A 23,937-nucleotide genomic window follows, 5' to 3' on the forward strand; every position below is an offset into this window, starting at 1 on the left:
TTGTAATATTATTACCTCTTCAGATTAATAATAAATTCAAATTAGATCAACGACCTACCTAAAAATATCAAAAAATAATGCGTTATAGCTAAGCTTTTCATGGCTATTTTTTGCATTTCATCTGTTCATTTTTACTTATAAAACCTTGTTTTTAGTAAGTGATTTTAATGGGATGAAGATCAATTAAACTGAGATTAGTGAACCAATAGATTTAAATTAGGAGGTGAATCACATCTTATTTCAATGACTATCACTACTATAATATGGAATTTATCGGAATGATATTCCACATTGTGGAATTTAGTCCTTATATTAAAAAGACAATATAAGAGGATTGTATGAGATTTGTAGAGACCCCCGAAGGTAGTTTGCTTTCGATTAATAACCTGACGAAACGGTTTTTTAATTTTGTAGCGTTAGAGTCTGCTTCTTTTAATGTGCACCCAGGCCGGTGCGTTGCTTTATTAGGAGAAAATGGTGCTGGCAAATCGACTTTAATAAAAACCTTGGCTGGCATTAATAAAAAAACCAGCGGTGACATTCTTTTTAAGGACAAGTCGATAGAAGATGCCACTGTTCTGAATCGTTCTGGTAAATCACCGATTGCATTTATCCATCAAGATTTGGGATTGATTGAATGGATGACAGTTACCGAAAATATTGGGTTAACGTTAGGTTTTCCTAAAAAGTGGGGCTTAATTAATTGGAAAGAAGCTGAAAAAAAAGCAACTGAAGTTCTTAACTTAGTGGGCTTAGATGCAAAAGCTTCTGAGCGTATTTTTAACTTGAGCGCTGCTGAAAAAGCATTGTTAACGATTGCTCGTGCGCTGATAGCTGATGCAGAGGTGTTGATATTGGATGAACCAACAGCATCTTTAGTAGCGAGTGATGTCGGGCGCATGTTTGATGTACTTAAGCGTTTGAAGTCTCAAGGTGTAGGCATGATTTATGTTTCACACCGTTTAGATGAAATTCATGATATTTGTGATGATGTGGTGGTGTTACGTGATGGAAAAATGGTGGGCTCTGGTTTAGTTAAAGATTATTCATTAGATGATTTAGTGACGTTAATCGTTGGTATGAAAAAAGAGATGAGTTATAGAACGCCATTAAACTCAACCGCTGACATTGTTTTAGATATAAAAAATCTACAGGTGGGCGACCTTGACCCTTTTAATATGACGCTACGAAAAGGTGAGCTAATTTCTTTAGTTGGGTTGAGAAACGCAGGGCAAGAGGCAATAGGCCAATCGTTATTTGGTCGCTTAAATATTCACAGTGGCAGTGTAGTGATTAATGGGCAGCCAGCGAATATTTCCTCACCAGCAAATAGTATTGCCAGTGGTATAGCGATGGTCGCAGCAGACCGCGTAAAAGAAAGTATTTGCGGATCAATGAGTGCTTTGGAAAATTTAAACTTAAATCCGAAGAACTTAGGCAAGAACGATTTATCGTTTTTATCCAAGGAAAAAGAGCAGTCATCGACATTACAAGCGATGCTCGAGTATACGGTTAGACCAAGAGATCCTGACATTGCTATCAATGCTATGAGTGGTGGCAACCAGCAAAAAATTATCCTCGCTAGATGGTTCAATATGAATAAACCAGTCATGATTTTAGATAACCCAACTGCTGGCGTTGATATAGGTGCACGCTCTGAAATATACAAAATAATGCAAAAAGCGATTAACAATGGTCTCGCTGTGATCGTTATTTCAAGCGACTTTGAAGAGGTCGTTAATATATCAAATCGCGCGTTAGTCTTTAACCGTGGACGAGTCGTGAAAGAGTTAATTCAAGAAGATGTGACTTTATCAAATTTATTGAAGTACGCGTCAGGTTCAAAAGTAGAAGAGGTACAACATGTCAACATCTAATATTAAGTCTACCGCGTTAGAAACAGAAGTGACGATGAAGCTAGGTTTAGGAAACATGGTCACACAAGTATTAATGAGATATGGCTTATTAATACTAACCGTCTTATTAATTATATTGTTTAGTGCCACCACAGATACTTTTTTCTCGATGTTAACGCTACAGGCGATCCTCAGTGAAAAGAGTGTGGTCGCGATTCTGGCGCTAGCTGCAATGGTCACTATGGTGACAGGCAAGATGAATCTGAATGTAGGTTTTGGTGTTACGTTTTGGCATGTTTTAGTCATTACACTACAACAACGTTACGGTTTTTCATGGGAAGTTGCGGCAATTATAGTTGTCTTATGTGGCTGCTTATATGGTGTGCTAAATGGCATGTTAGTAGCATTAGCTGACATTGATTCATTTGTTGCAACATTAGGAACCGGCACAGTGATTTATGCTATTTCACTTTGGCATACGGATGGTCGTCAAATCGTCGGTGCTTTACCTGAAAGTTTTTATAATTTAAGTGGTTTTGAAATATTTGGCTTGCCTGTTGTGGTGTTTTATCTCGCAGCAATCACTTTTGCTTTGTGGTTGTTAACTGAATATACAGCGCTGGGCAGAAAGTTGTATGCGGTAGGTGCGAACCCTAATACAGCAACCTTAAATGGTATTAATACAAAGGCTTGTTATATCGGATCTTATGTTGTTTCCGATGGCCTGATCGCCTTTGCTAGTGTGTTGTTAGCTTCACATATCGGTATTGGTTCCTCTTCGGTTGGACAAGATTTTATGTTACCTGCTTTAGTGGGGGCTTTTTTAGGGTCAACCACATTTAGAGCTGGCAGAGTGAATGTATGGGGCACCATTATTGGCGTCTCCTTGGTAAGTGTTGGTATCTCAGGTTTACAACAACTGGGTACTCCTTTCTTCGTCGAACCCTTATTTAACGGCGCAATTTTACTAGTGGCTATTACCTTGGCTGGTTTTAGTCAAAAACGAAAACAAACCGCAACTAAAAACAACGTAAAGGTGAAATAATGAAAAAGACAATGAAATATTTGAGCTTTGCAGTGATCACATCACTAGCAAGCTACGCAAATGCTGACACCAGCAGTGCCCAACAATATGTTGATATGGCAAAGCAAGTGGTTGCTGAAGCATCAGGTGAAACTAATAGTGTTTTTTCTTTGCCTGCAGGACCTGCCGCAGTTAAAGATAAAACAGTTATCTTTATCGCATCGGACTTAAAAAATAGTGGTGTCGCTGGCGTGGTAAAAGGATTTGAGGAAGCATCTGAAGCGATTGGCTGGAATGTCAGAGTATTGGATGGTGCGGGTAGTGTGCCATCGCAATCATCTGCGGTAAAACAAGCCCTTGCCTTACAGCCAGATGGGATTGTGATAGGTGGGTTTACACCAAATACTATGGTGCCGACATTACGTAAAGCTAATAAATTAGGTATCAAGTTAGTGAGTTGGCATGCAACGCCTGATCCTGGCCCTATCAAAGATTTATTTATTGAAACCAATATTACGAGTTCAGCTGATGATGTAGCCCGTGTATCTGCGATGTATGCAATTGCTAAATCAGAGGGGAAAGCTAACGTTGTTATATTGACCGACGGCCTGTACAGCATTGCTGTTCATAAAGCGGATGTAATGAAATCTTACATTGAAAAATGTGAAGGTTGTTCGGTATTAGGTTATGAAGATACACCGCTAGCGAACACGTCATCACGTATTCCACAGCTGACTTACTCTTTAGTGCAAAAACACGGTGAAAAATATAATTATACATTAGCGATCAATGATCTCTATTTCGATTATATGTCTCCAGCATTAAGATCAGCGGGTAAGAAAAAAGGTGATGCACCTTATAACATCTCTGCGGGTGATGGTAGTGAATCGGCATTTGAAAGAATTCGTAATGGTGATTTTCAGGTAGCAACAGTAGCTGAACCATTGAGTTTACATGGCTGGCAAGTTATTGATGAGTTTAATCGTATCTTCCAAGATCAACCTATTAGTGGTTACGTAACACCAGTACATTTGGTGACTGCCGATAACATTCATAGTAATGGTGGGGATGATAACCTTTATGATCCTGATAACAATTACCGTGCTTATTACTCTGCGTCTTGGAATGCTAAATAGAGGAGATAAACATGCCATTTTCTGAAGCAATTGTCTCGCCATTACGACGAGTCAGCGAAGGACATATTTGGTGTGAAGGTGCGGCTTGGTTGCCGCACTCTAACCAACTATTGTTTTCAGATGTTAAAAAAGGGGCGTTACACCTTTATGATGTTGATACCCAATCAACTTTGTTAGTCACGGACCAATCTAATTATGCTAACGGTAATTGCACCTTAAGCAGCGGCGATGTTATTTCCTGTGAACATGGGCGAAGATGTATCTCTTTAAGGTCTAAAGATAATTTAGCTATTGCGAAGGTGATTATCGAAAAGTTGGATGGTAAGCGATTAAACTCACCTAACGACTTAGTTGAACGAAAATCTGACCAAACGATTTGGTTTACAGATCCTCCCTACGGCATTATTAGTGATGATGAGGGGTTTAAATCAGAAAGCCAAATAGTCGGTTGTTATGTCTATTGTTATGATCCTAAAACGGAGCAATTGACGATCGCTACCACTGATGTGCAAAGGCCAAATGGTCTTGTGTTCTCTCCGGATGAATCAATACTTTATGTCGCTGATATGTCCATTGTGGATTTTCCAACGCAAGGTTTAAAACATTTAAAAGCCTTTGATGTTAATGGTAGTACTTTATCGAATGGCCGTTTAGTGTATGAAGTGGAGCATGGTATACCGGATGGCATGACAGTTGATCAATTTGGGACGCTTTATTTAAGTTCTTCTGAAGGCATATTAGTGCTTAGTAAAGAGATGCAATTATTAGGTAAAATTGCGACCACCGAAACGGTTTCTAATTGCACCTTTGATAGTGCAGAGAAAACGCTATATATCACAGCATCAACTTCAGTGTATGCGATAGATATTGATACCGCTTATTTAAGCAAGCTGAGTTAAAAGAAAGCTCGCTATTAAGTTAACCTTAAGTGGCTATGCTAGAGGGATGTGAACAAATCAGCAAACCTTGACGCTATGCCACTTATTTTAAGCCTTGTGCTTATATTCTCAACTAAAGGCAACGATACGCTTAAAGGTCAGCAGGTATATTGTGCTGCAATCATGTAATATGGCACATTCTATCTATCAGGGGATAAAGCCGGGTTATCATATTATTACCTTTAAATTCTCCTCGTTTAATACATTGTCGCTAGTACCATTACACGGTATCGAGTGATTAGCGTATGTAATAATAGTAAACTATCCCCACTTACATTGGTTTAATTGCTACAAAAAGTAACAATAAAGATTGATGAGCAAATAACTAAAATAAAAAATGCAGGCAAACGGGCAAATATACTATGCAATCAGTTAATAAAACTTTCGAAGTGCTTGAAAAAATAGCTAATTATTCCAATGGTATTACATTAGAGCAATTAGGGAAGGAATTGCCTTACCCTAAACCAACACTGCATCGAATTTGTAAGTGTTTAAACCAAAATGGCTATATCAGCCAACGCTCAAGCGGCTTGTATCAGTTAACGACTAAAATGATCTCATTAGGTTACAACGTCATACATAATGATGCCTTACTGATGGATATTACGCCTCATATGTCAGATTTAGCTAATCGAGTGGGTTTTACAATCAATTTACAGCGCCGTGATTTTGATAACGTTATTTTGTTAAAAAAAGAAGAATCTCGGGCTTCTATTTTCCATACTAATGCGCATACTGGCTTAACTTCCTCTTTGCTTAATGCGGCTTGTGGCAAAGTGATTTTGGCCAATTTTTCACTACAGGATAAAGAGAAATACTGGGCTTCACATTGCCAAGATTTGAACAAATTACAGCACTTCAGTGATAATACCATCAGTGATAAAACTACATTTTTTGCAGCACTAGACAGTATTAAAGAGCGTATGTTTGCATTAGATGGTGAAGGAAATGAATCAGGTATTACTTGTATCGGTGTGCCTTTGGAAATTAATGGCATCGTCTCTTATGCGATTAGTGTGTCTGGTTTAACCCCTGAGATTAAGCGTTATGGTCAAAGTAAGCTAATAGATGAATTACATGAGTTTTCAGCATTTGTCTCTGCAAAACTAGGGCAAAAAGTAGATAAATAAGTGACTAGCTTGCTACTAATACACCGTTAGCAAGCTCATTCTAGAGACTGCTAACGGCGACCGTAGCGTATTGAAATTAATACCTTAACTTGTTAAGAATTGATACAACGCGGTCTTAATGGGAATACCTTCTTTTTGGCATTTTGCTTTATACTCGACCTGAATGTCATTAGGTGCTAACACCTTTTCAACTCCTGGTGCTGGTGGCGCAGCCTGTAATTCTTTGACCATCATTGCCATGATAACGGGAAATAGAGGCGAACCTAATTTACGTGGATCAATGACAATAACTAAACTAGCTAATTTTCGCATTTTGTCATATTCATCATACATTCTGACTATGTGATTACCATATTCAGCGCCCATTAATACTCCTGTTAACGCATCGATTGCAAGTGCAATACCTGTCCCTTTATGGCCTCCGAAAGGTAATAATGTGACGGCTTCATTGGCATCTGTTGTTTCATATCCATTAGCATCTATCGCTAAACCTTTCTCAATTGGTTTACCCGATTCTTTAGCTAATAATAGTTTACCAAATGCGGTGGCACTGGTTGCAAAATCAACAATCATTGGTGTACTCCCTTCTACTGGGAATCCAAATGCCAGAGGGTTTGTTCCAATAAACCGAGTTGCACCACCATAGGGAGCAACGCAGGTATCTGTTTGTGTCATTGCAATAGCAATCATTCCTTGGTCCGTTGCTTGCTCCATGAAGTATGACAATGCACCACAATGCGAGGTGTTTTTTATACTGACAAAACCAAGTCCTGTTTCAGCAGCTAATTTAATACCGTGCTCTGTGGCTGCAATTAATGCCGCATGTCCCATCCCATCATCTGAATCTAAAATTGCTACGGAGGGAGATATTTGTTCAATTGAAAAATTAGCTGTTTTATTTAAACCACCTGCTGCAAGGCGTTTACAATAATGTTCTATACGCATTACACCGTGGGAATGGACACCGGTGATATCAGCATGAACTAATACATCTGCTACTTTTTGTGCTGTTTCTTGATCCAGCCCTGCACCATGCAATTTATCAAAAGCGAGTTTATTGAGTTCTTCTGCAAATATAAGTTGAGTTGTCATGTTTTGGTTCCCTTCGCTTAAAATTTAATGATGCCTTTAACTAAAGACTTATTTTCCACCACATTTTCTTTATAGGTATTCCCAAAAGTATGAAAGTCGTATTCTTTATTTTTCATTATTTTTTCGTCTATTTTACCTAACGACATTAATTCGATGACACGTTCAAAGTCTTGTCTCGTTGCATTACGACTACTTAATAGGGTGGTTTCTTTTTTATGGAAAGTGGGATCATCCAGTACTAAATCACCAATATATAAGCCGATAAATACAATCTTTCCTCCATGTCGAATGAGTTCAACGGAGCGGCTCATTGAGGCTTTATTTCCTGTCGCATCCATTAATACGCATGGGAGTCGCCCTTTAAATGTTGATTTTAAATCATCAACATACGTTTCAGACATTGGATTTAGCGCTGTTATTTGTAATAAGCTTTCTGCATGTTCTCTACGTGCATCTGATACATCTGCAATAATTACATTTGCACCTTCTGCTTTTGCAATCGAAGCAACGCCAAGCCCTATTGGTCCTGCACCAATAACTAATACATTCTGTCCTGGCTTTATTTCTGCCCGTCTAACTGAGTGAGCCCCAATAGAAAAACACTCAACGATAGATCCTTGGCTATCGCTAACGTTATCAGGTAGCTTCACCAAGTTATCTTCTAATACGGCTAAATATTCAGAAAATCCGCCATCTTGATGTACGCCATAAAGAGAAATATCTTCACAGCAGTTTGTTTTCCCTTCGGCACAGGCGGCACATTGACCACATGGAATGGCGGGAATAACAGCACAGCGTTGACCCTGTGTAATATCCTTACAATCACTGCCTACTTGGCTCACGGTGCCACTCATTTCATGGCCTAATACGCGAGGATAAGAAAAGAAAGGTTGGTTACCTGTATAAGCATGAATATCAGTGCCGCAAATACCAACAGATTTTATTTTCAATAACACTTCATTGGGTTGGATAGTTGGAATATCACGTTCAATGTATTCAATAGAATGTGGTTCATTACAAATAAGCGTTTTCATCTTTATTCCTTATTTAATTTTTCTATAAAGGCACAAATACCCTTATCACTAATTTCTTCAAAGGCTTTATTCACTAGGTTAAATAGTGCCTGGTTTGGTTTTCCAAAGATTCTTTCTATGTTTAATAACTGCTGTAACGCTTGCTGAGGGCTAGATGCTGTTTCGACGATCTCAATAAATTGAGAAGCGAGAGGATCTTTAACATCGACATGGTTGTTGATGGAGTTGATGATGTAATGTGCCCAACCCGCGACCATGATTGGAATATAAATGCTATGGCAGCCTGTTGTTTGTAAGGTTAAAAAAGGATCTAATGCGCGTTGTGGTAGTTTTTGAGAGCCATCCATCGCAATTTGCGCTGTTTTATGTTTAATTTTAGGGTTGCTGAAACGTTGTAGAAGTAGATTAATATATTCATTTATATCAACATTCAGTCCTTTTTTTAAGGAGTGAGACTGCTCTTCCATCAAGTTTTTAGTGACTTGTTTTAGACTATTGTCTTGCATACATTGATAAATAAACTCATAACCAGCAAGGGAGCCGTTATAAGCTAAAAATGAGTGGCTGCCATTTAACATACGTAACTTCATTTCTTCATAGGGCACAACATCATCTACAAATAATGCGCCAGCAAGTGCCCAATTAGGTCTACCTGCAATGAACTTATCTTCAATCACCCATTGTGAAAAATCTTCGCATACCACACCGACCTGATCTTTTACATTAGTCAGTTTCTCTATTAATGCATACTCTTCAACTTGCATCGCGGGGACTATTCGGTCGACCATTGTGCTCGGGAAAGATACTTTTTTAACTATCCAATCTGCCAACATTGCATCTTTCTGTTGTGCAAAACCAATCACTGCATTACGCGTTAAAATGCCGTTTTCAGGAATGTTGTCACAGGACATAATACTTAAACCACTTTGTCCATTGAGCATTCTTTGTTTTAAAGCTTGAACGAGTAAACCAATAACAGTTTTAGGTAGGCCTTCTGACTCTAAATCATGTATGACATGTTCATTTTTAATATCTAACTGACGCGTTTGAGGATCGATGCAGTAACCTTTTTCAGTAACCGTTAAAGACACTATCGCTACTTGTGGTTCAGCTATTTTTTTAATAATTGCTTGAATACCATCATGGCGACCGTCCAACGCTTCTGAAACTGTTCTAATTAAGCGTGTACTTGTTTTCTCTGCTGACTGTTCAACAACACTAAAACAACAATCTTGAATTTTCAGGGGCTCAATGGAGCTAAACATGCTTACTTCACAGATCCCCCAAAGGTCACTACTTTCCTGATTAGTGACATCGTTATAAACCGCTTGATGACCGCGATGAAATGCTCCAAATCCTATGTGTACAATGCGAGAAGTTAAATCAGAACGATTGTAAGTTGTATGTAAATCAAAATGACCCTGTTGTTCAAATTTGTTCATCAGAAGGCTACCTATTTATGTTTTATCTCTCTGTGTTAACCATTATCTACAATTGGACAACCAATTTCCATAGGGAAAATAAGCAAAGTCTTGAAATGTGATCTTGAAGCAAGCTCATTATTTTTGATTTCTTAGTTTGTTTTTCTTAATTTGTTGATTTATAGTTATTTTTTATGTTTCTAGCTTTGAGGGATATTTAAATTAATTGTTATAAATAGCCGGCTGATAATAGTGCAATATTAAAATTTTTAATTTTTATCAACCAATTTCATTGGGAATCAACTTTTGACAAAGTAACTGATAAGCCATGATTTACTTTGAGCTCATTTATTGAACCTCCATTATTAATTTTTTAAGTTAAGCTTTGTGTCGCTAGTCCTTATAGTGCTTGCCTTTCCTTGCTCATTGTAGGGCTTTTCGTTATTATCAGGCGTTATAGAATTGATAATCCATCATGAGGAAGTTTAAAATGGATAAAGCAGCGACAAAGAGAAGATATTTTGAAATTGGTTTACAAATTGAAGAGTTGCTGCATACGGGTGTATTTAAAGCAGGTCAACGCCTGCCATCTGAACGAGAGCTAAGTGAGCGACTTGATACAAGTCGTGCAACTATCCGTGAAGCTATTATTATGTTGGAATTAAAAGGTTTAGTTGTCGTTAAACAAGGTGCAGGTATCTATTTTATAGATTCTCCAGATGAGTTAAATCAACGTAATTTTATTCCAATTTCTGATGTTGGTCCTTTTGAGTTATTACAAGCTAGACAAATTCTTGAAAGCAGTATCGCTGCTTTTGCTGCCAGCCAAATCAAGTTTAATGAGCTTAGAGAGTTAAAAAGTGTATTGAGGCAGCAAGAAAATGAGATTAACGGAGATAGTGAAAAATTCGAAAGTTTAGATCAAGAATTTCATCGACTTATCGCGGAATCGACACAAAATAGAGTGTTGATAAAGCAAGCCAGTGATTTGTGGAACTTAGTCCGCACTAAAAACCCGTTATGGAAAGAACTGAACCATAAGTATTTACATGAAGAAAAATTACAAACAACTTGGATTCAAGATCACAAAAGAATATTGATGGCGTTACAAAAAAAATCCCCTGAATCTGCACGCCAAGCAGTATGGCAGCATATAGAGAATAGTAAGCAAGAGTTGTTAAAATTGGCTAATATAGATGATAGTAATGAATCGATGGATGATTATTTTTTTGCTACTGAAATGGATAATATAGATATCTAATTTTGTTTTATTTTCTTTATTTATAGTGCTTGCTTGATTGTCGAAAATAGCTGATCTTTGGCTTTTTAGAGGGCTATAGTTTTAATTTAATTACTTTAAATTAAAAAATGTCACTGAGTGAGGTACTGTCCATCACACTCACTCAGCAACAAAACTGCTTCTACTTGCTTACTTCACCTTTTACATTATTAGGCCTGCCATCGTAGGTAACATCATTGAGATAGCTGGAATGTATGTTACTAACATGAGTACTAAGAAGATAACTAAAAAGAATGGTAATAAGGTTTTGATAACCGAATCAATACTGATACCGCTTATTTTACAACCCGTAAATAAGATCGGCCCAACGGGTGGCGTGATAGTCCCTAAAGATAGATTAAATACCATCAAAATACCAAATTGTACTGGGTGCATTCCTAAGTCCATACAAATGGGTAAGAGAATGGGGGTGAAAATTAATACTGCAGGTGTTGGGTCCATAAAAGTGCCGATAAATAATAACACTAAGTTAATGATTAATAGTATTAATATAGGATTATCGGTTAGTGAAAGTAAGCCATCTGCGATCATGCCTGGTATTTGTGTAAAGGCCATCACCCAAGACATTATTGAAGATGTACCAATCATAAATATAACAATCGAAGCCATTTTCACTGTGCTTAAAAGGATTTCTGGTAAATCTTTAATTTTCAGTTGTCGATAAAAAAATCCCAATATAACTGAATAAACAACGGCGATTGCGGAAGCCTCTGTTGCAGTAAATACTCCGCCTAGAATACCTCCAATCACAACGACAATTAATGACAGACTAGGAATGGCATCAATGGTTACTTTAATACACTCTTTAAGTGTCATTGAATGCTTACCGATATATCCTCGACGTTTTCCCATTATTCCAGCCACAATCATCACACCAAGCCCCCATAGAAGACCGGGCACATAACCGCCTAGAAATAATGCAGATATAGAAACACTACCAGCAACCGTAGCGTATACGATCAGAGCGTTGCTTGGTGGTATTAGCATTCCCGTTGGTGCTGAAGCAATATTTACCGCGGTACTAAACTTAGGATCATAACCTTCTTTTTTCTGAATTGGGCTCATAATGCCACCAACAGCTGCACATGAAGCAACGCCAGAACCACTAATTGAACCAAATAACATGTTAGATACTACATTAGTTTGTGCAAGGGCTGCGGGACAGAAGCCGCTCACAATTTTTGAAAAGTTGATTAGTCGTATTGCAATCCCACCATTATTCATTAGGTTACCGGCTAGAATAAAAAAAGGTATTGCTAGCAAAGCAAAGGAGTCTAAGCCAACAAACATACGTTGTGCAGACGTGGTTAACGCGCCGTTGTAAGGGAGAATAGTTGCCATCGCTGCCAACGATGAAATTCCCACACTCATTGCTATCGGCACACCTATAATTAATAGGACCACAACACCGATAAACATAATTAGCGAAGCAGTTAATGCTATATCCATTATAAATTACCTCGTTGCTGTGATTGATCGTGCTTTAAGTCTGCTAGTTGTTTAACAAAGCCCACTTCATGACAAATAAAATAAAATAACATGATTGCTCCAGATGCTGGAATGGCGATATAAATGACACCAATTGGGATCTGTAATGAAGAATCAAGCTGCCACATTTGGCGCATAGAGCCGTTATAACCACCTGTAATCATCACGGTATAAGCAAAGATAACGATGATTAGCTCAATAAACATTTCAACAATAATGCGTGTCTTTTTATTGAATTTATCTTTAATGAAGGTGATCGCCATGTGTTCGCGTAATCCAAAAACATAGGCACTTCCAAATAGAATCATCCAAATAAATAGGTAGCGTGAGGCAACTTCACTAAAAGCACTAGGGTTATCAAAAACATAGCGAACGATGACTTGATAGGTTACCAGTAAGGTCATTAATCCCATCAGTGCGATTAAAAAAATTGAAAGTATTTTATCGATTCCGAATTTAAGTTTCTGAAACACTGAAACTAAGCGGTTTAATTTATTATTTGGCATAATTTAATCCTGAAAAAATAAGGTCAGTGTTTTCCTGACCTTATTTCTCAAATAATTATCGCAGAGCAATAACTTTGTTGTATAACTCTTTTTGAGCGGCAGTTTTGATTAACTCTTGTTGAAGTGGAGTACATGCTTTTTGGAATTGAGTGATATCAACTTCGTTAAACTTAGCTCCTTTGCTCTGTGCTGCTTCTTTAGATACTTTGATTTGGCTCTTCCATAAATCAAATTCAGCAGCAGTACTTTCTTTGGCTAGACGTCTAAAAGTAGCTCGATCTTGTTCTGACATTGAATTAATAAAGTCAGTACTCACAATCACTAAGTCTGGCACCATTAAATGGCGGGTCGCTGAATAAAATGGGGCAACTTCATATTGTTTAAGGTCGTAGTAGGTGATTTCACTGTTTTCAGCGCCATCAAGTACACCCTGTTGAATTGCTGAGTAAACTTCACCCTGTCCCATTGGAACGCCTTGGCCACCCATGCATGAAAGAGTCTTAATCATGGTATCAGATTGCATCACTCGCGTTTTCACGCCTTTCATGTCTGCAATCGTATTGATAGGGCCTTCTTTAGTGTACATGCTACGAGCACCACCAGTGTATGCAGCTAATACTTCAAAACCCATTGGCGTGGTTTGTTTGAATAGGTTATCTAATACACCTGAAGTGAATACTTTTTGTTGGTGGTCATAGCCACTGTATATGTATGGCAGGCTAATAATGCCAAAATCTGCACTGTAGTTTTCAACCAGCGGATTAGCAACTATAGCCATTTGAATTGCACTATTTTGTACCAATTCTAATGATGCGCGTTGATCGCCCAGTAATTCATTTGGGAAAATATTCAATTTATAGCGACCGTCAGTTGCTTCGGCGAATTTTTTTCCAAAATCGTTGAGGGCTGTGTATTGGGGATGTTTATCTGATTGGTTGAAGGCTGCTTTTATTTCCGTTGCAGCATTCGCCATTGAAAAAACGCCAAGTGCACCGACAATAGTGGTAGCAAGGGTTAATACTTTAAACTTAGACATAATTGTACTCCGTGTCATTATTAATAAAAAATTAACGAATTTTGTTCATATCAACAAAATCCATATCATCGAATGTAAGATTTTCACCTAGCATTCCCCAAATAAAACTATAATTTTGTGTTCCACATCCTGAGTGAATTGACCAACTTGGAGATAGCACCATTTGATGGTTTCTAACAACAATATGGCGAGTTTCTTGCGGTTGACCCATGAAGTGAAATACCACCTGTTGTGGTTTAATATCAAAATAGAAATAAGCTTCCATACGACGTTCGTGGGTATGAGGAGGCATGGTGTTCCAAACACTGCCAGCTTTTAATGAAGTTAGTCCCATTGATAACTGTGAGGTAGGTAAAACATCAGGATGAATGTATTGATTAATACAGCGTGCATTTGCATTGCTTTGATCACCTAAATCTACGACCTTTGCATCCTCAAGACGAATAATGCGAGAAGGATGAATATGGTGAGATGGTGCGCTAATACAATATAATAAAGCGGGGGATTCACTCTCTAAAGATTTAAATACGATATTTTCATTGCCCTGACCCAGATATAAAGCATCTTTATGCTTTAACGTATAAACTTTTTCTTTGGTTGTTATTTCCGCTTTACCACCGAGGTTAATCATTCCTAACTCGCGACGCTGAAGAAAAAAATCGGTACCAAAATCTTTATTATTAATAAAGTCATCTAATACTAAGTTATTGTTTTTAGGTGAGACTCCCATTACCACAATACGATCAATATGGCTGTATACAGTTACAATTTCATTATCTTTAAACATCTCTTCGGTTAAGAACTCATCTCGAAGCCGCGTGGTATCGTACGTTTTTGCGTCTACTGGATTACTATTATAATTAATATGCATTTTTACACCTTGTGAAGTTCGTTAATACTTTGATTTATATTAAGTTGCTGCATTTTTCTTATTGTTAGCAACAATTAAAATCATCAAAATTCGTAACTGAAATAACGCTATTCAAATATTTTAATCGTCTAATAATTAGTCGTCTGTGAGTACAATACGGCAGTATTGTTAACCAATCAATGTTATTGGTTGTCAATTTGTTTTATTTTTGACAGGGATCTAATAATTGAACTTAATTGAAACGTTGTTTCAAAAAATGACTTTTATTGCTTTGTTTTGTTGTTTTTTGTAATTTCTTTTAAGTTGTTGTTTTTTTATTGTTTAATTTTCCTGTTTTTAACTTTTTTGTTCTCCAAATAAATTTTTTTTAAAATGAGGGGGGGGAATACAAGGAAAAAAACTTAAAAAAGGTAAACCAACTTGCTTTGTAGTTGGAAGTAGTGAGGTACAAATAGGATTTAACTGTTACTGAGATATAGATAGTTAAAAGGATTGAGATATTAAGTAGCAAGTACTTATTTAATCTAGAAGAGATATAGTAAAGCGTTGAAAAACGCTAGGTAGTGATGAAATAAGAAGGTCTAACATTGTTAGACCTTTTATAAAAACATTAAGCAATAGCAGGTGATTACGTTGCTGGATATTTTTCTTTTATTGGGTTAACCAATCAGTGGTGTCATATCAGTAAACAGTCCCATAATAAGATTCGTGGCAAATATTGCTAGTGCTAATGGGATACGTATTTTTATGATCATTAGCATCATTCCATGATACCGAGGAAAATACCTATTAATGTACTATCCATGGTGAACCCCTATTTGAACTTACTTTTAAATAAGTTTAAATAGGCTACTAAATAAATTAGTAGCCACTTTGTTCGGTCATTTGGCTAGCTTGCTATTGGACGTTTATAAGTAAGGCTTAACCCAGTCCAAACCTTCTTCTGTTGTATTTTTAGGGTTATATTCGCAACCAATCCAACCGTCATATCCAGAGTCATCCAGTACTGTAAATAAGTGTGGATAGTTGATTTCACCTTCGAAAGGCTCATTTCTACTTGGAATAGAGGCAATTTGAATATAGCCAGTAACATCAGCAAGATCATTAATAAGGTGTGTAAGATCACCATCCATGATTTGAGCGTGGTAAAGATCCAGTTGAAGCTTCACGTTAGCACGCTCAACTTGCCTAATTAAATCTGCAGCTTGTCGTTGATGTGCAATAAAGTAATTAGGCGCATCGCGTGTATTTAATGGCTCTATCATCAGTTCAATATCTTGTTCTGCAAAAGCATCAGCAGCAAAACGGATATTGTTAATAAAAGTATTTGTATGTTGTTCACGTGTGAAGCGTGGATCAACAATACCTGACATTGCATGCACTTTTTTACAATTAAGTGCTTTAGCGTAAGTTAGTGCTGTTTTAACACTTTCTTGAAATTCTAGTTCGCGTCCAGGTATTGCTGCAAAACCACGTTCACCAGCATCCCAGTCGCCAGGAGGCATGTTAAACAGTGCTTGCTCAAAGCCATATCGTTGTAGTTTATCTGCTAAAATATCGACATCAAAGGCATAGGGAAATAAATATTCAACTGCTTTAAAGCCTGCATTATGTGCGCGTTCAAAACGCTCTAAAAATGGAACTTCAGTAAAAAGCATGGTTAGGTTTGCTGCAAATTTAGACATTATTTTCCTCTCTCTTTTAAATCTGTTACTTCTGCATCTGTTGGGTAACGAGTTGGATTGCCTGTTAATAACAATGCTAATTGTGCCATTTCTTGTAACTCTTCAGCATTATTAACAGTATCTAAAAATCAGTCTCAGTAATAATAGGGCGATGATTTGCAATTAAGATGTACGATGCTGATCAGAAAATTTAATGATTATGGCGCAATTTATGGCGCCCCTGTGCGGTATTAAGGGATACAGGTAGTCTGCCTATACGCATCATGTGATAAAGGGTGAATCCTTTAATTGCATTATATTGAACGGCACATGCATATTAACTGTTTTCATCAATACAGCATTCATCTTGTAAGAATCCAATGACTGATTGTAGTTTTTTATATTCGGCGACACAAAAAAGTGTGCGTCCTTCACGGCGTTGCGAGATAAGTTCTGCTGAAAGCAAGCTGGATATGTGATGCGATAGGGTAGAGCCGGGTATTGCTAGCTTTTCTTGTAAGCTGCCCACCGCGATCCCTTGATAACCTGCTCGAACGACGCTTTTATAAATACTCAAACGTGTTGGGTGACCTAACTCTTTTAATGCTTTAGCTACAACATCAATATCCATTATTTTACCTTTTCTATTTAATAGGTTAGATTTTCATTTTATATATTTCGATATTACTGGAAATCTTAGAGAGTGCCAATCATTAGTCATTAAAAGGTGGGACAATCAGGCCGACTATAAACGACCTGATTGCTTTATTTTAAAACAGAAAAGAGTAAAGATAACCGGCAGCCATCGCCATACCTAAGATCACCGTAAGAAAAGCAATAATCATTTGGTTTTTAAAAATAGATTTTAACAGGATAACTTCAGTTAAGCTTGCACCTGCGCTACCAATGATTAGTGCCATCACAGAGCCTAGCGCCATACCTTTTGCCACTAATGCCGCACTTAAAGGAATAACCGCTTCAGCTCGAATATAAAGTGGGATGCCAATAATGGCTGCGATAGGAATTGCGTACCAATGGTCTTCCCCTGCGTACTCTGCAATTAAATCTGTTGGCATAAAACCGTAAATAAAAGCCCCTAATGAAATACCAATTAATAAGTAAGGAAAAACTTGCTTGAAATCTTTCCAAGTTGATAACCAAATACGTAACCAACGATTATCTTCTTTTTTAGGCTTAACATTATTGCCGCAGTCCGAAGTCACCGCTGCATCTACTGCACAGGAACTATTCTTCTGAGTGTTTTTGGTAACAGTGTTGGTAGCGGCGCTTGCACAGGCATTGTTCTGTACTGCTTTGTTATTGTTATTGTTATTGTTATCAATATCACTGTTGTTAGTGTCATCGCTATCGCCACTGCAAGAACTTGTGGCCGTTTCTTTTTTTGCGCTACTGCAAGGTTTATCACTTTTTACTGCTTCGTAAGCTTCCGGTTTTACATACCTTTCAAAGCCCAATTTTTCTAATACAAAGCCAGCAGTGACCGCCACAATAATAGCGATAAGAAAATAAAATAAGGCGATTTTAAAGCCAAAAGTAATGACAAAAAGACCAATAATGATAGGGTTAAGTAAAGGACTAGAGAATAAAAATACCATCATTGGTCCAAAACCAGCTCTTGCTCTGAGTAAGCCTTTTAAAAAAGGGATGGTTGAGCAGGAGCAAAAAGGGGTAATCGACCCTAATAGGGCGGCGATAATGTAACCCTTGCCATTACGTGAACTTAAAATTGATTGAATTTTTTGTGGCGTAATAAATTCTTGTAATACCCCGACTAAATAGCTGATTGCTAAAAAAAGAATGATCAATTCTGTCGCTAAAAAAGCAAACATATTTAAGGCCTCTTTGGCCATTGTTAATATTTCTGGACTCATTTACTTACCTTTATTCGTTAATTCTAGATTGTTCGAAATATATTTCGGTTTGAGGTTTGTGTCAAACTATTATTCTGGATTTGTCGAAATGATAGGGTGGCAAGGTGATGGAGTAATGAAGTTAGGAAATGAAAAGTGAAGCTTGAATCTATATTATCGAATGTTGATTTTAGTACCCTGAATGATAACGAGAATATTCATATTAATTGCTACAGACTACCGAGGGTATTTCGTAAATTTTTGAACTTTATTGTAGAGGATAGTGTGATCTTTATTGTAGAAGGTAGTTGGCAGGGAGATAACTTTGCCGCGTCATTTAAAGAAAAACTCACCATTTCAGTATTAATTGCATCAACGTATGCATTAAGAAAAATGGTGAGCTAATTTTTTATCTTATTTTTTTGAAAATTTAATTTTTCACTTGTTGTGGCATCTCTTCATCAATCGGAAAGTCTTGAATAATAGGGTTATATTTTTCAGGGTATTCACCTAAAAATAGGGTTAAAAATACAACCGTTAACCCACTCGCAGTGATTGGTGAGCCAAAGATACTTTTTACTATCGCACCTAAATCTCCACCAATATTTACGGCAACAGTATTAACCACTTGCGGTACTAATAACACGCCTAATCCCATCCCAAATGAAACGGCTAAGGTGAGCATATTTTTTCTATTTAATTCCACATGAGTTAATATTTTTACTCCAGCCATAGCAACGGTCGCAAACATAATAATGGTTGCGCCACCTAAAACAGAGTTAGGAACCGCACGAAATAAAGCGCCAATATGAGGAAACAAACCCATCACAATTAAGATCATACCAATCCAAACACCAATGAAGCGGCTAGCAATACCCGTTAATTGTATTACTCCGTTGTTTTGGCTAAAGGTAGTATTTGGAAAAGTATTAAATATGCCAGCAATTAATGAGTTAACACCATCGCCTAAGATGCCTTGTTTAATGCGTTTAAGGTAAGAGGCTCCGCTGATAGGTTGTTTTGATACCATACAGTTGGCAGTAATATCACCAGATGTTTCAATCGCAGTAATTAGGTAGATAAGCGCAACAGGAATAAACGCAGCTAAATCAAAAGAGAAGCCGTATTTAAAAGGAACAGGTATGCTAATTAGTGTCTCTACATTACCGATAGCACTGTAATTAACTTTGCCCATTAATACCGCAGCAGCCATACCTACTAACATGCCGAGGATAATTGAGGATAAACGCACCCATTGGTTACCGTATTTATGTGCAACAATAATACTTGCCATCACTAATACACCTAAAAACAAGTTATCAAAACTCGCGAAAAGCTCTGGTTTATTGGTTAATAACCACTGTCCACCGGCTAAATCGGTAAAACCTACTTTGATTAAACTAATGCCAATAACCGTGATCACAGTACCTGTAACCACAGGAGTAACCACTCGTTTTAGCTTTTCTAAAAACTGGCTGACAGCAATCTCTACAAAGGCACCTAGTACACAAACACCAAAAATAAGCGATAAGATCTGATCTGGACCACCTCCATTTGCTTTCGCGATAAAACCCGCTGCTAATACTGAGCTTAAAAAAGCAAAACTTGTGCCTTGCACACAGATCATGCCAGCGCCAATACCCATTGGTTTCTTAGCTTGAATGATGGTGCCGACACCAGACACCATTAATGCCATCGATATTAAATAAGGGATCTCCTCACCTAAACCAAGTACACCACCAATGATTAAGGTGGGGGTAATGATGCCAATAAAACTAGCCAATACATGCTGTATGGCTGCAAAAAAAGATGCTTTGCGCGATGGATTATCATCGAGCTCGTAAATTAACTCTGAAGCGTCACTCATCTTGTATTTCCCTATGCATTATGTGGAACGATTGGAACTTGTAAGTTAATTTTTGCAACGATCGTGCCACTTAAGGAGAGTTTTATAAAATCATTTAAAAACAATGAATTAAAGTTTTTATCCGTTTAAATGTGAAAAATAGTAAATGCAGTTAATACATTTTTGGTGCACTAGTTGCACTTTAATTGAGCAGGTTACTGGAAGTTTCATTTTTATAATTTTCACTTGTTACCATGGTTTTGTACAACTTTAGTTATGCTTGGTAATGTATATTTACATAGCATCTTATACCCATTACCAATGAAAGATGCGTTATTGATAGCTAACACGGACATCAATACAAGGTGTAATATATTGATCTTTATAAGAATCAACTTCGTTAATGTGCCTCGACAGGTATAAAAATAAGTATTTACTCCTTAAATGGTTAGCCCTTATCGAATGTTATAACGACATCTTATATTTAAAATAGTGGGAGGAATCGGCACCTAGTGGGGAAGTCGTGAGGCAACTATCTTCGTTGCACTTCAGCTTATAAGCCTAAATTCGATTCGAGTAGTCAATTTATAAACGATGCTTATATTCAGCCGGTTTTATTATTGCTCAAGCACAAAGCAAAGATTTCCAATTACGTGTTGGTATGTCAGTGGTGCCGACTATCATGACCGGCGAACAGCAAAAAGAGTCTTTATAATAAAACCAGACCTTATAAATTTTTATAAGCTATGGTATTAATAAATAAAGCAAACTTATTATACGAATCTAGAAAATAATAAAACTAAGGAAGGTAAATAAATGAGTATCAATAATCCTCGTGATTACATCGGTTATGGAAGAGATAATGTGCCCGATGCAAATTGGCCTAATGGCGCTAAGATAGCGCTTCAGTTTGTGCTCAACTATGAAGAGGGTGGGGAGAATTGTGTGTTGCATGGTGACCCGCACTCTGAAACCTTTTTGTCTGAAATCGCGGGTGCTGAAGCTTACCCAGAGCGTCACATGAGTATGGAATCATTATATGAATATGGTTCAAGAGCGGGTGTGTGGCGTATTCTTAACGAATTCAAATTACGTGATTTGCCATTAACTGTTTTTGGCGTAGCAACTGCTTTACAGCGTAATCCAGAAGTAACCCAAGCGATTATTGAAGATGGTCATGAGATCGCTTGTCATGGTTTAAAGTGGCTTCATTATCAACATACGCCGATTGAAGAAGAACGTGAGCATATGCATCAAGCATTGGATATCATCGAAGATCTGACGGGATCGCGTCCACTAGGATGGTATACAGGGCGTGACTCTCCTAATACTCGCGGTTTGGTTGCAGAGCAGAGAGGCATGTTATATGACTCTGATTATTATGGTGATGATCTTCCTTTTTGGGTGCAAGTACCTAGCGATGAAGATGGAGAGGAAACTCGTCCACACTTAGTCATTCCTTATACGTTAGATAACAACGACATGCGTTTTTCTTCTCCCTATGGCTTTAGCCATGGTGAAGAGTTTTTCCAATATTTAAAAGATAGCTTTGATTGTCTATATGCTGAAGGTGACAGCAAACCTAAACTGATGTCGATTGGTTTGCACTGCCGAGTGATAGGCAAACCGAGTCGCTTTATGGCACTCAAGAAGTTTTTAGATTATGTACAGTCACATGATGATGTTTGGGTTGCACGACGTGATGAGATTGCACAACATTGGATAGCAAACCATCCTTGTAGCGAGTAATTCATTCGAAAATATGAATGATAGCAGCCCTTTATGTCCTTTAATTGGAAGCTAAACCCCATAAGCCTCTATTTTTTTTATGATCGCTTTGCGTACAATAATAAATACGCTTTATATAATTGAGATATACATGGCTAGAAGAATGAGTGGATTACGGACAACTATAAAAATTGCTAAAGCTATTAATAAGCTAAGTAAGGATTCTGCACGACATGCAGAACGTCGTCGCAAAGAAATAGATAGGCAGCAAGCACGCAGTGCAAAAGAACATGAACGAGCATTACGAGAGCAGGTTCGAGCCGCAAAGGAATATGAAAGGAGGAACCTAGCAATAAAAAAACGCAATGCAGCAGATGAAAAACTTGCCTTCAAAGAAGCTTTGAATGATGCAAAGCTAGAATATGAATTTAGATGTGAAGAGCGCGCTACATTACGTAAACAATACATTGATGAGGTTTTAAAATAAGATGACGCAAATACAAATTATAGCTAGCTTATCTGCTGTTTTCTTGTTGTTGGTTATAGCAGTTTATTTTTTTATTAAAGGTAAATACGATAAACAATCGGGCGAATTTAAGACACTTCAATCAGGTATTGAACAGAGTAAAAAAGAGCTTGGTACTAGAGCAACGCTGAAAGATGAACTTGACTCAAAAATAGCAGAAAAGAATGCAATACTCAGTACTGTCACCGAAGAATTAGCAGAAGTGATTGCTTTAAAGGGAAAAGAAAAAGAATTATTAGGATCTATTAAATCGCAAGAAACAGAAATTGAAGTTGCTACTAAAAAAGTTTATGAGTTGAACATAAATGCTGAAAATTTGGATAATGAAGTACAAGGTCTAATGAGTTACTTAGATCTATATTCTCAAATTGATGAATTTACGAGTGTTGGTCATTATGAAGAGCCAGAGTATTTATTCGAGACATCTTTAAGGTTTGCTGAACAGATAAAAGATATCCGTCAACAGCAAAAGGATATGATAAAAGATAAAATTGCGATTACCTTCCCTGAAGATACTGTTATTTCAACAGATAAGGCATTTAATAAGAAGATATTGAATGGGCAAGTAAAGTTAATGCTAACGTCCTTTAATATCGAAACCGATTTATTAATAGCAAATTTAAAACCTTCTAATTTTGCTCGAACTATTGAAAGAATCGAAAAGCTAGCTAATAACCTTGAAAAAAACTCTGCTACATTTGAATGTGGATTTAACACTGACTATGTTGGTTTAAAGTTTGAGGAGTGTAAGCTTCAATATCAGTATACCTTGAAAAAACAAGAAGAAATAACTGAACAAAAGATAATCCGAGAGCAAATTAAAGAAGAGCAAAGAGCAATTAAAGAATATGAAAAAGCAATTGCTGATGCTGAAAAAGAAGAGAAATTATACCGATCTTTATTAGAAAAAGCTCGCCAAGAGTTATTAGAGCTTAATGATGAAGAGCGCATGGTAGCGGAAAATCGAATTGAAGCACTTGAATTACAATTAGCCGAAGCAGAAGCAAAAGAAGAACGTGCAAAAAGTATGGCACAACAAACAAGAAAAGGTCATGTATACGTTATAAGTAATATTGGCTCATTTGGAGAAGATGTTTATAAAATTGGTTTGACTCGAAGACTAGAGCCGTTAGATCGAGTCAAAGAGCTTGGCGATGCTAGCGTTCCATTTATATTTGATGTTCATGCAATGATTTATGTTGAAGATGCTCCCGCATTAGAATCTGCATTGCATAGAGAGTTTAGTAAGCAGCGAGTTAATGCCGTGAACTTTAGAAAAGAATTTTTCAATATAGATCTTGATAGTATTAAGGATGCTGTAGAGCGGATTGCTGGTGTAGAGGCAGAATTTAAGATGACAGCACTTGCTGAAGATTATTATGAATCTAAACGCTTAAGAGGTGATGAGGTAATTATTTAATTTAGAAATCAAAAGAGACCTATAAATTAGGTCTCTAATAACCTATCTGT

21 protein-coding genes are annotated in these 23,937 nt (G+C 37.2%); 10 read left to right on the forward strand and 11 right to left on the reverse strand.

The window, feature by feature from the left end; translation table 11 throughout:
- Positions 1-338: 338 nt before the first annotated feature.
- The 5 genes from MT391_RS14340 to MT391_RS14360 all read left to right on the forward strand — a co-directional run bounded on the left by MT391_RS14340 (position 339) and on the right by MT391_RS14360 (position 6,084).
- On the forward strand, positions 339-1,877 hold the full coding sequence (locus MT391_RS14340) for a sugar ABC transporter ATP-binding protein (RefSeq protein WP_166368448.1): 1,539 nt from the start codon (positions 339-341) through the stop codon (positions 1,875-1,877).
- Positions 1,864-2,901, forward strand: coding sequence for an ABC transporter permease (locus tag MT391_RS14345; RefSeq protein WP_299666600.1), 1,038 nt, complete (start codon positions 1,864-1,866; stop codon positions 2,899-2,901). The genes MT391_RS14340 and MT391_RS14345 overlap by 14 nt, the downstream gene beginning before the upstream one ends.
- Positions 2,901-4,016: a substrate-binding domain-containing protein gene (locus MT391_RS14350; RefSeq protein ID WP_166368444.1), complete on the forward strand. Its 1,116-nt coding sequence runs from the start codon at positions 2,901-2,903 to the stop codon at positions 4,014-4,016. Before MT391_RS14345 ends, MT391_RS14350 begins: the two co-directional genes overlap by 1 nt.
- A gap of 11 nt (positions 4,017-4,027) precedes the next feature.
- Positions 4,028-4,915, forward strand: a complete 888-nt coding sequence (locus MT391_RS14355; RefSeq protein WP_166368442.1) for an SMP-30/gluconolactonase/LRE family protein — start codon at positions 4,028-4,030, stop codon at positions 4,913-4,915.
- A 401-nt stretch (positions 4,916-5,316) separates the two neighbouring features.
- A complete protein-coding gene (locus tag MT391_RS14360) occupies positions 5,317-6,084 on the forward strand; it encodes an IclR family transcriptional regulator (RefSeq protein WP_166368440.1) in 768 nt (255 codons plus the stop codon).
- Between the two features lie 84 nt (positions 6,085-6,168).
- Here MT391_RS14360 and MT391_RS14365 read toward each other — a convergent pair whose 3' ends face one another.
- The 3 genes from MT391_RS14365 to MT391_RS14375 are packed head-to-tail and all read right to left on the reverse strand — an operon-like array spanning position 6,169 to position 9,652.
- Entirely contained in the window at positions 6,169-7,176 is a 1,008-nt protein-coding gene (locus MT391_RS14365; protein ID WP_499498688.1) for an Ldh family oxidoreductase, read from the reverse strand.
- A gap of 17 nt (positions 7,177-7,193) precedes the next feature.
- The gene (locus MT391_RS14370; RefSeq protein ID WP_166368436.1) at positions 7,194-8,210 is read right to left on the reverse strand and encodes a zinc-binding alcohol dehydrogenase family protein; all 1,017 of its coding nucleotides are present in this window, start codon (positions 8,208-8,210) and stop codon (positions 7,194-7,196) included.
- Positions 8,211-8,212: 2 nt separating this feature from the next.
- Complete coding sequence (locus MT391_RS14375; RefSeq protein WP_499498690.1) at positions 8,213-9,652, reverse strand: mannitol dehydrogenase family protein; 1,440 nt, start codon at positions 9,650-9,652, stop codon at positions 8,213-8,215.
- Between the two features lie 469 nt (positions 9,653-10,121).
- Between MT391_RS14375 and MT391_RS14380 the strand changes: the two genes are divergently transcribed.
- Entirely contained in the window at positions 10,122-10,892 is a 771-nt protein-coding gene (locus MT391_RS14380) for an FCD domain-containing protein (RefSeq protein WP_499498692.1), read from the forward strand.
- 180 nt (positions 10,893-11,072) lie between these two features.
- Here the strand turns inward: MT391_RS14380 and MT391_RS14385 are convergent, their stop codons facing one another.
- From MT391_RS14385 to MT391_RS14415, 7 genes are all read right to left on the reverse strand, one after another.
- Positions 11,073-12,380 (reverse strand): TRAP transporter large permease, encoded by a 1,308-nt coding sequence (locus MT391_RS14385; protein ID WP_166368430.1) that lies wholly within the window; start codon positions 12,378-12,380, stop codon positions 11,073-11,075.
- A complete protein-coding gene (locus tag MT391_RS14390) occupies positions 12,380-12,925 on the reverse strand; it encodes a TRAP transporter small permease (protein WP_499439141.1) in 546 nt (181 codons plus the stop codon). Before MT391_RS14390 ends, MT391_RS14385 begins: the two co-directional genes overlap by 1 nt.
- Positions 12,926-12,980: 55 nt before the next feature.
- Positions 12,981-13,961, reverse strand: a complete 981-nt coding sequence (locus MT391_RS14395) for a TRAP transporter substrate-binding protein (protein WP_166368426.1) — start codon at positions 13,959-13,961, stop codon at positions 12,981-12,983.
- A gap of 31 nt (positions 13,962-13,992) precedes the next feature.
- Positions 13,993-14,832, reverse strand: coding sequence for a 5-dehydro-4-deoxy-D-glucuronate isomerase (kduI, locus tag MT391_RS14400; RefSeq protein WP_166368424.1), 840 nt, complete (start codon positions 14,830-14,832; stop codon positions 13,993-13,995).
- A gap of 908 nt (positions 14,833-15,740) precedes the next feature.
- Complete coding sequence (otnI, locus tag MT391_RS14405; protein ID WP_499498694.1) at positions 15,741-16,517, reverse strand: 2-oxo-tetronate isomerase; 777 nt, start codon at positions 16,515-16,517, stop codon at positions 15,741-15,743.
- Between the two features lie 316 nt (positions 16,518-16,833).
- Entirely contained in the window at positions 16,834-17,127 is a 294-nt protein-coding gene (locus tag MT391_RS14410) for an ArsR/SmtB family transcription factor (RefSeq protein WP_166368408.1), read from the reverse strand.
- A 139-nt stretch (positions 17,128-17,266) separates the two neighbouring features.
- Positions 17,267-18,388, reverse strand: a complete 1,122-nt coding sequence (locus MT391_RS14415; RefSeq protein WP_499498695.1) for a permease — start codon at positions 18,386-18,388, stop codon at positions 17,267-17,269.
- 240 nt (positions 18,389-18,628) lie between these two features.
- Here MT391_RS14415 and MT391_RS14420 point away from each other — a divergent pair, with 240 nt between their 5' ends.
- Positions 18,629-18,772 (forward strand): hypothetical protein, encoded by a 144-nt coding sequence (locus MT391_RS14420; protein WP_499498697.1) that lies wholly within the window; start codon positions 18,629-18,631, stop codon positions 18,770-18,772.
- 25 nt (positions 18,773-18,797) lie between these two features.
- On the opposite strand, the gene MT391_RS14425 is transcribed toward MT391_RS14420, so the two are convergent.
- Positions 18,798-20,234, reverse strand: a complete 1,437-nt coding sequence (locus MT391_RS14425; protein WP_499498698.1) for a uracil-xanthine permease family protein — start codon at positions 20,232-20,234, stop codon at positions 18,798-18,800.
- A gap of 795 nt (positions 20,235-21,029) precedes the next feature.
- On the opposite strand from MT391_RS14425, the gene puuE reads away from it, so the two are divergent.
- From puuE to MT391_RS14440, 3 genes are all read left to right on the forward strand, one after another.
- Positions 21,030-21,962: an allantoinase PuuE gene (gene puuE / locus MT391_RS14430; protein ID WP_499498700.1), complete on the forward strand. Its 933-nt coding sequence runs from the start codon at positions 21,030-21,032 to the stop codon at positions 21,960-21,962.
- 130 nt (positions 21,963-22,092) lie between these two features.
- Positions 22,093-22,428 (forward strand): hypothetical protein, encoded by a 336-nt coding sequence (locus MT391_RS14435; RefSeq protein ID WP_499498702.1) that lies wholly within the window; start codon positions 22,093-22,095, stop codon positions 22,426-22,428.
- A gap of 1 nt (position 22,429) precedes the next feature.
- Positions 22,430-23,887, forward strand: a complete 1,458-nt coding sequence (locus tag MT391_RS14440) for an SNIPE associated domain-containing protein (protein ID WP_499498704.1) — start codon at positions 22,430-22,432, stop codon at positions 23,885-23,887.
- Positions 23,888-23,937: the final 50 nt, after the last annotated feature.

The organism is Vibrio sp. 1-Bac 57 (assembly GCF_037546855.1).
In the GTDB taxonomy this organism is placed as follows: domain Bacteria; phylum Pseudomonadota; class Gammaproteobacteria; order Enterobacterales; family Psychromonadaceae; genus Psychromonas.